The 11,434-nt window shown below is 35.4% G+C and carries 11 protein-coding genes, 1 tRNA gene, 2 pseudogenes and 1 riboswitch; of the genes and pseudogenes, 4 read left to right on the top strand and 10 right to left on the bottom strand.

Translation table 11 applies throughout. The features are described 5' to 3' along the window. Window positions 1-98 precede the first annotated feature (98 nt). Window positions 99-673 (top strand): annotated as a pseudogene (locus WIW89_RS12160) (IS6 family transposase); the annotation flags it as partial. A gap of 111 nt (window positions 674-784) precedes the next feature. Here the strand turns inward: WIW89_RS12160 and WIW89_RS12155 are convergent. The 8 genes from WIW89_RS12155 to WIW89_RS12120 all read right to left on the bottom strand — a co-directional run bounded on the left by WIW89_RS12155 (window position 785) and on the right by WIW89_RS12120 (window position 8,780). Beyond that, window positions 785-1,144, bottom strand: coding sequence for a hypothetical protein (locus WIW89_RS12155; RefSeq protein ID WP_337707995.1), 360 nt, complete (start codon window positions 1,142-1,144; stop codon window positions 785-787). Between the two features lie 19 nt (window positions 1,145-1,163). Further along, the gene (locus WIW89_RS12150; RefSeq protein WP_337720969.1) at window positions 1,164-2,924 is read right to left on the bottom strand and encodes a proton-conducting transporter transmembrane domain-containing protein; all 1,761 of its coding nucleotides are present in this window, start codon (window positions 2,922-2,924) and stop codon (window positions 1,164-1,166) included. Further along, the gene (locus WIW89_RS12145) at window positions 2,921-3,532 is read right to left on the bottom strand and encodes an NADH-quinone oxidoreductase subunit B family protein (protein WP_337699851.1); all 612 of its coding nucleotides are present in this window, start codon (window positions 3,530-3,532) and stop codon (window positions 2,921-2,923) included. Before WIW89_RS12145 ends, WIW89_RS12150 begins: the two co-directional genes overlap by 4 nt. After that, a complete protein-coding gene (locus WIW89_RS12140) occupies window positions 3,529-4,707 on the bottom strand; it encodes a formate hydrogenlyase (protein ID WP_337720968.1) in 1,179 nt (392 codons plus the stop codon). Before WIW89_RS12140 ends, WIW89_RS12145 begins: the two co-directional genes overlap by 4 nt. Then, complete coding sequence (locus tag WIW89_RS12135) at window positions 4,704-6,038, bottom strand: proton-conducting transporter transmembrane domain-containing protein (RefSeq protein WP_337720967.1); 1,335 nt, start codon at window positions 6,036-6,038, stop codon at window positions 4,704-4,706. Before WIW89_RS12135 ends, WIW89_RS12140 begins: the two co-directional genes overlap by 4 nt. Window positions 6,039-6,043: 5 nt before the next feature. Continuing rightward, window positions 6,044-6,682 (bottom strand): hydrogenase, encoded by a 639-nt coding sequence (locus WIW89_RS12130; protein ID WP_337720966.1) that lies wholly within the window; start codon window positions 6,680-6,682, stop codon window positions 6,044-6,046. Between the two features lie 6 nt (window positions 6,683-6,688). Further along, window positions 6,689-7,639: a respiratory chain complex I subunit 1 family protein gene (locus WIW89_RS12125; RefSeq protein ID WP_337720965.1), complete on the bottom strand. Its 951-nt coding sequence runs from the start codon at window positions 7,637-7,639 to the stop codon at window positions 6,689-6,691. A 14-nt stretch (window positions 7,640-7,653) separates the two neighbouring features. Beyond that, a riboswitch (Fluoride riboswitch) is annotated at window positions 7,654-7,736 on the bottom strand. Between the two features lie 186 nt (window positions 7,737-7,922). After that, a complete protein-coding gene (locus tag WIW89_RS12120; protein WP_337720964.1) occupies window positions 7,923-8,780 on the bottom strand; it encodes a DMT family transporter in 858 nt (285 codons plus the stop codon). A gap of 244 nt (window positions 8,781-9,024) precedes the next feature. Between WIW89_RS12120 and WIW89_RS12115 the strand changes: the two genes are divergently transcribed. Further along, a tRNA-Asp gene (locus WIW89_RS12115) sits at window positions 9,025-9,097 on the top strand. 33 nt (window positions 9,098-9,130) lie between these two features. Here WIW89_RS12115 and WIW89_RS12110 read toward each other — a convergent pair. Next, window positions 9,131-9,238, bottom strand: a pseudogene (locus tag WIW89_RS12110) (putative integrase); the annotation flags it as partial. 156 nt (window positions 9,239-9,394) lie between these two features. Further along, window positions 9,395-9,583, bottom strand: coding sequence for a hypothetical protein (locus WIW89_RS12105; RefSeq protein WP_337699839.1), 189 nt, complete (start codon window positions 9,581-9,583; stop codon window positions 9,395-9,397). A 401-nt stretch (window positions 9,584-9,984) separates the two neighbouring features. On the opposite strand from WIW89_RS12105, the gene WIW89_RS12100 reads away from it, so the two are divergent. Both WIW89_RS12100 and WIW89_RS12095 read left to right on the top strand, forming a co-directional pair. After that, window positions 9,985-10,674: an MFS transporter gene (locus WIW89_RS12100; protein WP_337720962.1), complete on the top strand. Its 690-nt coding sequence runs from the start codon at window positions 9,985-9,987 to the stop codon at window positions 10,672-10,674. Window positions 10,675-10,695: 21 nt separating this feature from the next. Continuing rightward, entirely contained in the window at window positions 10,696-11,424 is a 729-nt protein-coding gene (locus tag WIW89_RS12095; protein ID WP_337720961.1) for an MFS transporter, read from the top strand. Window positions 11,425-11,434: the final 10 nt, after the last annotated feature.

Below are 11,434 nucleotides of genomic sequence, written 5' to 3'. Positions count from 1 at the left end.
AGGGTAAATAAGATGAGGCATTATAATTCCGAGCAGTAAAACCGTTAACCCCGGAACGAATATTAACGAACTGAATCTTTTCTCACACTTTCCGTTATTCCAGATTATCCTCTTGGAGGGCAGTTTTACCCCATTCCACTCTGCTTTATTATCATAGGAGGTTGAGTTACGTGAGGTATGCTGTACCATTGAGTGGTGTTTACGCTATTGATGAGACTAAGGTGAGGCTTGTGAGGGGGAGGTATTACTACGTGTGGATCGTTAGGGATGTAAAAACTAAGGGAATACCCTTCTTCATAATAGTGTTAGGAGCGGGGTACATGTCTTGGTAGTTCTTGTGAACATGAGTAGGGCTGAGGAAATAGCAATGAGGGTATTTAGGAGAAGGATTGATAAGGTAATTTACTTGCACGATGGGGCAACAGCATACAACGCCTTCACATGGTTAAACGTAGAACACGAGAAGGTAACGTTCAACGAGAGGGATTACGCAGAACAAGGGTTCAGAAGCTTAAGACACTTGCATCAATGGACTTCCACTTCCCTTGGAATACTGACAATCACAATAACTAGGTGGTTATCAACATTCTTCATAATATATAACATCCTTTACACCCCAACGTACTTGTTAGATAAGGGGGTGATAATAAATGTAAATATTTCAAATGAATGAAATTGTTGTCCACACTCCGAAATTATCAAGTAATCTACAGATTGGACAACCATTTTGTTTTAATCCTTCATAAAATGATAGTAATAGTATATATACCCTCACATGTCATTTTTACTCTCCCTTCTTTACATATTTAGAAAACATTTTCTCAAATTCTTTATATAATTCGCTCGCTAATTCTTTATCCTCTAATTTGCATGATGCTATTAGTCCAGACAGTCTTATTGTCTCTATTTTAGCCTCTTCTAGTAATTGAGATAACTCAAATATTAATGAGGCTTCTTTAGATGACAATTCCAGCAGTTCTTTCAGTAATTCTGTGCATTCTTCTTCGTACACGTTATGGCTATCTGTTGGAGTTCGTAAATCTTTTTCAAATCTTCTTTCGTTTCTTCTATTTTCCTTCTCAGTTCTTCTATTTTCTTTTTCGTTTCTTCTATTTGTTTCTTTATTTCTTCTTCTTTTGAACATGGAATAGTCTTACCCCATATCATATTGCAATTATTAATGAAATTATTATTAATACAATTATAATATATACAATATACCATGAGATTGAACTATTTATTAAAGCACGTCCAAATTTTTCTCCAAAGTTTCTAGCTTCTCTGGAAAATTTATAAATATATTCCCAGAATATGTCAATCCCATAACTAGGGAGATATCCGCTTTCCTCTGGTTTTAGAATCTTCCTTAACATAAGCCTTATATTATTGGACATGGCGAATGCAGTATATTCCTCTTGATCGTTAACACCATTATTCCAAATCTTAACTCTTCTTATTTTAGGCTTTCCAAAAACTAGATAAGTTACTAAAGAAAACATACTTATAAGAAGGGTAATGTATAAGGGGGATATTGCACCAAAGATTTTGTTACTGTATTCATTTACAATAAGCAAATTACCTAGAATTCCTAATTGAGGTAATGAAGTTTTATAGGGATATAGTAGATAGGGCAAAATATTGCCAAAAACCAATACTAACGTTCCAGAAATTAATACTGGTATTACTAGCAATTTATCTATTTTCTTACGATCAACTCTAAAGAGTGATAAGTATGTAATATATCTGACTAATAAAGCTGTGGCAAAACCGTCTCCCATTGCCATTATAGACCCGATAACAATAAATATAACAGAAATTAAACTATGTAATATATATGAAATTATGAATAAGTTTTCTAGGGTTAACCACGCTGCTATTCCTCCTAAATTCGGTAAAAGACCAGACATTGAGGATGTTAAGAGAACTAATCCTAAAACATAATACTTATCTCTTACTTTTTTAGAGAATGATATGGCTTGTGCTTCCTCTACTCCAGTACTCATGAATAATCCACCTTTGGCTATCGAATGTGCAAATGAGTATATTATAATAGTATAAAATGCTATATTCTCTGTAGAAGTAATTCCTAGTTGTTTTGCAAACATAAAGAGACCTATTGAAACTAACATTGCACCATTATTTTCTATTGTACTAAATGCTAATATCCCCTTTGTGTTCTCATTTACATAAGCGTATAATGACCCAAAGAATACGCTGAATGCACCTATAATAGATACAAGTAATGAAAACGCTATAGGTATGTTTTGAGTTAAATCGGACATTTTCAGAATACCATATATTCCCATTAACGTCATGGTAGAGCTTAATACTGAAGAGAGGTTGGAGGGTGCCGTGCCATGAGCTATCGGCAACCACTCTGATACCATAAATGGTGTTATTCCCATTTTTGTTAAGAATCCAAATGTGGCTAAAATTAACGGTAATGGGGATATTAGCTGAGTAAACGATATAGTATTAGTATCGGCTGAAGCTATTATAAAAGAAGCAAGCAGTAAAGCTGTACTCAGCTCTCCAAAAGCCATGAATATATATGCTGGTCTAAATTCCTTTCTTGTGAGTCCAATTGCAACATAAGCTGGAATTGACATTATCTCCCATCCTGATAAAAATTCAATATAGTTACTAGATTCTAATATTATCACAATTCCTAAAATTGTTACACCATATAAGGGAGATAGCCAACTTCCATAATTGTCATATTTTATAGAAAATATAGATATTAAAATCCAGACTGTTGTTGATATAGTAATAAATAGTGTATTTAACTCATAAGGGTATTTGTACAAAGAAAATATCAGAAGATATAGGGAAGCCAATATTATTGATAGATAACCTAACTTTCTATTTAAAATTGATATTACAGGAGATATCAAAAATGGGGCTATTAAATATATTATGTTCATTTTTTCCCACCTTTCACCTTTATTAAGGCATCTAGTATTGTGTAAGGATTAGGCGGACAACCTGGAATTAAGACTTGTGCTTCTAATGGTATAGCTTCTCCTAGAATTCCTCCAGATATGGCACACGTTCCTAATAACACTACTAGCTTTGGTTCTGGCATAGCGTTATATGCTTCTTTTATTACTTCTTTCATTTTCTCTGTTAGAGTGCCCATTGCTATAATAGCGTCTGCATGTCTCGGTGTATTAGTAAAGAATATTCTAAATCTAGTCATATCATATTGCGGTGACGAAATTAATTTTAGTTCCATATTACATCCTCCACAAGAACCAGCGTCAATGGGATAAATAAAAAATGATTTCTTGAATAGTTTTTGTGTACCTTTTATAATTGAGATTTCATAATTTAAGTTTGGTTTATAATTAGGATAACATCTCCTGCAGAATATGCACCGTTCAGCTATCCATTTTCCATTTTCTATTGCTTTGGTTGGGCAATTAGCTACTCCTTTCCCTTCTATTTTAGTGCTCCATTCAGCAATATCCTTAGGAGTCTTTTCTGTAAGAATCCCTTTTCTTACTCCCCGTAAAAACCACCAGTTTTTCATTCTAAATTCACCCCTATTTCACTTATCCAAATTCCAAAACTTTCCCAATTAAATTGAAAATCTGTAAAAATCGTCCCTTTTACACTTTTCATAAAAGATTTAAGGTTAACATAGGATGGTGATAGAAGCTGGGCAGATGTTACTCTTCCCTCCTTAATTTTTACGTAATATGCTAAATCACCTGAAGGGCTTTCAACTCTGGCTAATCCCTCTTCTTCATCGTTTATTGCTTTATATTCTTTTGTACTAGTATTGTCTTTTATAATATCAGTTAGTTCCATTAACATTTTTGAAGACTCTATAATTTCATAACCTCTAACTAGAAATCTTCCAAAGGCATCTGCATCTTCTGCTCTAACTATTTTAAACCCAATTTCTTTATATGGAAGTATATTTAACTCTAACCTTGCGTCATATCCTAATCCCGCAGCCCTAGCTGCTGGACCTATGCTATCCCTATCTCTTAATATACCATTTTGTTGCAATCTATCGATAAATATTCTACTTTCCAGGAGTCCTTCAAATATTAATCTAAACTCCTTAACTATGTCTAATATCTTAAATAATTTTTCAAAATTACAATTTACTTTATTAATATAGTTAGCTCCAAAGAAATATCTATGCCCACATAGCTTTCCTATTAATCTATTAGTTTCCTCTATTAAATAAAGTAAGTGAAATGTGGGAACATTCAAGGACGCAGTTTCTGTTAGTCTAGCAATGACAAATAAATGGTTTCTTATTCTCTCTAGTTCAAGTAAAGCTATTCTTTTCAATTGGGTTTGATAATCTTGCTCTATATCCATTGCGTCTTCTAAGGCAAGCAAGAACGCTATTGTGTGTGAGACGCTAAATGGAGCGTTTATTCTCTCTATTTTAAGTAGTGCATCTTCCCACGATAATCCAGTAACTTTTATTTTCCTAATTTTATAGGGGATGCTGTTTATATTTAGTATTCTTTCGCCATCTGTAGTTATATCAAATTTAATCGATTCTAATAACCCTCCAGCTGAAGGACCATATACGAATTTGAATGTCCCATAATTTTTAACATCTGGGCTTATGTTTATCTCTTCACAAGTCTCTTCCGTAATGACTTTATCATAAAGGCAATAATTTCCTATTTTCCCTATTTTTCTTCCCTCTCCCTTATCAGACCATTTATAATATTTCATTCTATAACACCCAATATAATTAAAATTATTCCTATTCCTAATGAAATAATTGATGAAATGAGGGAGACAAGCGACATTAATTGTGGTTCCTTGAGTGATCTATTATATTTTGGTTTAGAGAAAATCATCCTGCTTACGTTATAATTTATAGAAATGAAAATTAATGCTAAGAATATTAAAATAAATGAAAATTCTATTATGTATCCGGATTGAAATAGGGTTTTCAGTATTAAAAACTCTCCTATAAATGTCCCAAATGGAGGTGCCCCAGTAACAGCCATTGACGATAAAAGCAGTGAGCTAGAAGTTATTTTCATTTTATATAATCCATTTATCTCGTCTATTTTCTTTTCATTAAACGTTTTAATTATTACGCCAGAGGAGTAAAAAGCAGCCGCTTTACCAAATGCATGTGCTAATAGGAGTATTATAGCCCCGAATACTTGGCCTGTTACTAACCCTATCAGTGCTAAGTTCATATTTTCTATAGTAGAATACGCGAACATTCTTTTTATATGCCATTGTTTGAACAATATTATAGACGCTGTAATAATTGACAAAGTAGGAAGCAGTACATATAGATTAGTAAGAGGATAGATCTGGTAAATTCTATATAACACATACATTGCGACTGGCAAGAGTGAAGCCGAAAATAGGGCGCTTATCGGCGAAGGTGATTCACTATGCGCGTCTGGGAGCCATGTATACATTGGGAAAACCCCCACCTTTGTGCCGAACCCGATTAGGGCAAATGCTACTGCTAGCTTTATTATCAAATTGTCTTTAGGTTGTGAGCTAAGAATTGAAGTGACTGTTAGTGTGTGATATTCATAATAAATCAATATTACTGAGAATAATGCTATAGTAACCCCAGCAGATACTATAATTATATATCTCCATGCTGCTTCTAACGATATATCTGAATACTCAGTAGTTATCAAAAGTACCGAGGTAACAGTAGTAAGCTCAACTCCTACCCACATAAGACCGTAATTGTTTATTATTGTGGAAAATATCATTGAAGCTACAAAGAAATTCAATAGGATATAATACAATTTTTCGCTTACGATACCTCTACTTTCCTTGACTTCTATATATTTGAGTGAATACAACACAGATAACAAATATATTGAGCACACAATGAATAAGAAATATATTGTTACCTTATCTATGAAAAAGGTGCTTTCAACGGGGATTTTAAAGTAGAGCAGCAGCGATATTATGAGATCTAAGGACGAGGATGCCAGAGAGAGTGTCTTAAGTAACCTAGTATTAAAGAAACCGATGTTCGCAATAATTGGGCTTGACAATAAGAGGAGCTCTAGGAACATTTTCCTCACCCTCTCAACTCTTCCAATTTAATATGCTCTAACTTTTCTAAGGTTAACAAAGAGGTTATTATGACTAGACCTAAGACGTCCAAGAAAATGCTTACCTCTATTAAAAACGGTATAGGTATAATTAAAATACCAAACAGTACGATCGAGTTCTCTTCTTCAATGAATCCGATAATTTGCGCTATCGTACTTCTTCTTGAAGCGATCAAGAAAAGACCTTGGAAAAACAGTATGAAAGAAAAGATTATTAACGTGTTTGTTCCCGCTTCAGTTGTTATGCCTATATTTCCTAAAACAAAGTAATAAATTATAAACACTGCAAGGAAGAAGAACGCTAGGTTTACAACTAATTCCGACGCTACTCCCCGAGTGTTTTCTCTAATTCCAGGTTTAGCTTTCAAACCTCTGATCAAGAAAAACGTAATGAGGAATGATCTCAGAATGATTATTGTAATACCTAGAATTATATAGTCAATTAGCTTTAACGCGAAACCTAAATAAAACGTTAGGATAGATATTAACGCAGACTGTATTGCCTGAACGTAAATAATAGGCTTAAAATACGCCTGACCTTGAATGTATAATGCAGATATTATAATTGATGTAGATATTAACTCTAACAACTGCGTGTTAATCACACTTCATCACCCTGTTAAAATTACTATAATTATAGAAAGAATGGAAAGAAGAAAAGACACTGCCAAGAAGTCCTGCACTTTGAAGAGCCTCAATTTAGCTAATGTAGTATTTATTATTACAGATATTGAAATTAGAAAAATCCACTTTAAGAACATTATAAAGATATCAAGTAAAGCTCCTAAAGGACCAGTTTGCAATAGCCAGGGAAAAAGGAATACATTAAGAAGTACGGAACCTAATAGATACTGTTTAATATATGAACTCCACTTTAATATACCTAAAAGCTTACCACTATATTCATAAAGAAAAGCGTCATCTATCATGCCCAATTCACTTAATCCCGAACTTTCTACGGGTAATTTCCCAGTTTCAAATAACCATAACATAAAAAATGATATTGTTATAAAGAGGTGATCCAATTGAAGATAATGTGATATATCTTGTGAGACGTATTTTAATGTAATGTATGGGTTATTTGTACCCGTTATCAAAGCTACTCCAAAAAATACCGTTATAAGTGTAGCTTCTGATAGAAAGGTAAAAGATAGAACACGACTTACTCCTAATGCAACAAAATTACTTCCGCTTTCAACGGAGCCTATTAGTTTTAGGAAAGAGGCCAAGGAAAATAATAAAGCACCTCCTAAGAAATCCACAGTAGGAGTAAGATAAATTGGACTTGGATATACTACGGGGATTACAAATGAAATTAGTAAATAGATTCCAAAAATTACATAAGGTGAGTAAATGAATAAAAATGAAGAATTCTCAGTTACTACTACCTCTTTTTTTATAAGTTTAAATATGTCATAATAAGGTTGAAGGAAACTAGGACCTAGTCTTCCTTCTACAAAAGCCTTAAATTTTTCATAAATTCCTTGATATAAAGGAGAAATTAAAATTACTGTAAATACCTGGATTATAGTTTCTATTACTAATGCCACATCTGACGCCATACTTCCCACCTTTTAGAGAAGTAGGCGTCATCAGCCTCCATTAAAAGAGGCGGTTCGGGGCATTCACCCACGGGGTGACGCCATACCCCACCTCACGGGTCAGCAAAAATATCTTTATTTCACGTCTTAAATATGCTGTTTATAAACTCTAAAGATAACTTTTATATTTGTCATTGAGATTTATTTACTGCTTCGCCTTGACGTGCATTCATCATTTATCAGTAAAGACCAATTCGCACATCTCCAGAAATGTTCCTTTTCAAGACTAAAAAACTTCTAGTACTTATCTCCTCAGTCTATTCCCGCCTATACGAATCCCTTTCCTCTCGTTACTACCAAGTTGCGAGATCACCAAACCACTAAACATGATCCCTATCCCTAGAATCACCAGAAAGTTGACCTCAATTACACCCCTAATATAGTCAACTAACGTGCTGAATATAGGTATCGAAAATATTAAGACTACTATCTTACTAACCTTTTCCACCTTAAGCATCATATTCCATAGCAAGAACATTAACAGTCCACCTAAAAAAGTACTGTAAGAGAACGAGACTAAATACGACGGCGAAGGGTCGAACTTATAGTCAAAAGGTATTATGATTAGAAAGAATAAAGAACCCAAGAGAAATTGGGATGCGTTAACCATTAACGGGTTCAAGCCCCTCAACTTTCTGTAATAAACCGTAAACATCGCCCAAAATATAGCGTTAGTAATCGTCAGGACTGCTCCTATCAATGAAACGTCCAGAGAACTGGCGTATACCATGAGCCCGAAAAAGCCTATAATAATTCCGGTTACCTCATTAATTGAAGGTCTTTCGTTCAAAATGAAATAGGATATAGGAATAGCAAACAAAGGCATTGTATAGCTGAGTACTGCAGACTCCGAAGGGGGGACGTATAGTAACCCGTAACTCCACAAGGCTGTGCTAGTGGTCGTGAATAAGCTGAGTAGAAGTATGTCCTTATTGATCAACACTTTGCGTGTTATAGAGAACAGTATAATCCCAGATATTAGGTACCTCATTTCCATGAACACGGGGGGAGAAGAATATTCCAACCCTTCCTTAGTGAAGGAATAAAGAAATGTGCCTATTATGACGTAAGGTATTAAGTACATTAAGAGTAATTTATTCAACGTGAATCGCGGCTGAGACTGGATTAAAAGTTTACGTTTATAAAATTTACGTATTAGAGCACGTTACTCATCACTAGAGTAGAAGTTACTGGAGGTCAAGTTTCAAACGAATCTTCGTCGTAACCTCTTATTACTTACGAGACACCCTTTCGCTTACCGGTTAAGAACGTAACGCCTTATGATAGTTCGACCTTTACCAAGTAAATTTTAAATACGAACAAAATATGAATAAGAAATGAAGCATGCCGCGGTAGTCTAGCGGTCTAGGATGGGGGCCTGTCGAGCCCCTGACCCGGGTTCAAATCCCGGCCGCGGCGTTGTGTAGGGGGGATCCCACCCCCAATGCTAACGTATGTCTCAATTATCTTATCTAAAGGTGCTATGTAATGATGCCCCTGCTTACCGCCTTCATCCTTCTCTATGGAGTAAACATAATACTTTCCTTTAATATCTTTCACATAGAATTTAGAATTAACGTAGAAACTAGGCACTTTAAGAATGTTAAGTAACGCGGGTTTAAATACTCATTCTAATAGAACGACCAGTGTGGAGTTGGAAGGAGACGATAAAGATTACTCATTTGTGCGAAAAATTCAAATAGACTTGAGGAATTTTTAGCTGACTAAACCCTCAAGACCGTTTTTTCGAACCAGGTAGTAGACGCCCGGCAAATATTTCTTATTATTATAAATGAAATACTTCTTATCATCACTGAGTTTTACGTTCACGTCGTTCGACTTTAACTCACCGTAATTCGTTAGCCAAACCCAACCGACTATCTCATAATCGTCTGTGGGGGACATCCCCCTAAAACCCCCAACGCTAATTATGATGAATTGAAAGGAGTTATCACAAAGGACTTGGAAAGCACGGTTGATAATAACCTTCAAATTTCCGCATCGGATCTAATCAAATTCGAATTAGCTCTTAGACAAGGTAATATAAGTGAAGAGAGAATTAAGAAGTGTCTCTCATAATTAACCGGGAGCTCTCTGTTTAAGCCTCAGAAATTGTCCTTATAACGATTTTTTAGCATTTTAAGAGGTAGTGATACTTTTGCCTTTTCTTAATATTAGTAGAGTGCCCTTTCCCGTTCTTGCTACTTCTTTTTGGTTATAAATACCTTATTTGCTAAAACTGGACTTACTATTTTTGATTTGTATAAAAAACTTAAATACTAACAACTGATAAAATTTCATTTGCAATGACAAATCCTCAAGGAAGTCCAACTAAAAAAAGTCCCGATGTATACTCAAAAGTAGCGGAATTGACAGCTAGAATAGACAGACTCCCTACAATGGTCTTACCCATCTCAGTTATTCTTGCTTTAGCCTTCGGTTATTTCATCGCACTTTATGACGTCATTGATATTGGTGTAGCATTCTCCGGTACATCACTTCCTTATACTGGGTTAACGACGACAGAGGCAACTACCGTAGTGTCAATGGGATTATTCGGTTATATACCAGGTGCCTTAATCTTGGGATATCTGGCTGACAAGGTAGGAAGGAAACCGATGCTAATGTTTACGGCACTTTTAACTGCAATTGGTAGTCTTGGTAACGCTCTATCAGTAAACTATCCTATGTTTCTTGTTTTTAGGTTCATTACTGGAATGGGTATAGGTGGAGACTTAATTCTCGTACCTACTTATCTGGTAGAAATGGTACCTGCTGTTAAGAGGGGTCAATACTTCAACTTGGTATACATCGCCGGATGGGCAGGGCTAGGACTGGGTCCCTTCTTAGCATCTATAATAGACATTCTAAACCCAGCAATAGGTTGGAGAGTAATATTCCTAATAGGTGCTACTTTAGCTTTTATAGTACTCGTTATAAGGTCTCACGCAGACGAGACAGTTAGAATGCTAGCCTTGAAAGGAAAAATAGACTAAGCTGAAGCGTTAGTTAGAAAGATGGAGGAAGAAGCAAAGGTAAAGGCTAAAGTAGCTGAACTCCCGCCTTATAACCCTCTGCAGTACAAAGTAGAAGAGAAGAATCCTCTTACAGTGTTCCTCAACAAGAAATATGCTATAAGGATAATCTCCGTCATGTTATCTATTTTCTTCTTCTACTTCGGCGAGTACCCGTACTTGACCGAATTCCTGCTTTGGGTTAATAGTGTTTATGGTAACGACAAAGCCTTAATTAACGAATACACTGTGTTGTTCGGAACTGCTGGTATAGGAACTTTTCTGGGAGCGATAGCCCTTAGGTTCATAGTCGAGAGAATTAGGAGGTCAATTCTGACTACTATAGCTTATGCTGTTGGTATGTTACTAGGAGTTTTGTTGTCAGTGTATTTCGTGCTTCAAAACAATACTACTCTAGCTTTTGTGGCAATGTTCTTAACGAACTTCATAGGAGTAGGTTGGAGTAATCAAATGAACTACCTTAACGGTACTGAAAATGTCCCTACTTATGCAAGAGCTACATCCTTCGCATTTTCGGACGGATTTGCACATCTAGGAGCTGCTATCTCTACTGCAATTATCTTAGACTTTATACCGACTTTAGGATCTCTTGGGACTTGGGTACTGTTCCAAGTACCGATGGTCGTAATGGGAATAGTGCTAATATTCGTTTTACCAAACACTATAGGACAAAGCTTGGAGAAAGTGAACGAGGCGGAAGCAGGAATTTGAATTCGGGTTT

The sequence above is a fragment of the Stygiolobus sp. CP850M genome, from assembly GCF_037389425.1.
GTDB lineage: Archaea > Thermoproteota > Thermoprotei_A > Sulfolobales > Sulfolobaceae > Stygiolobus.
This window is presented reverse-complemented; position numbering and strand designations above follow the sequence as displayed.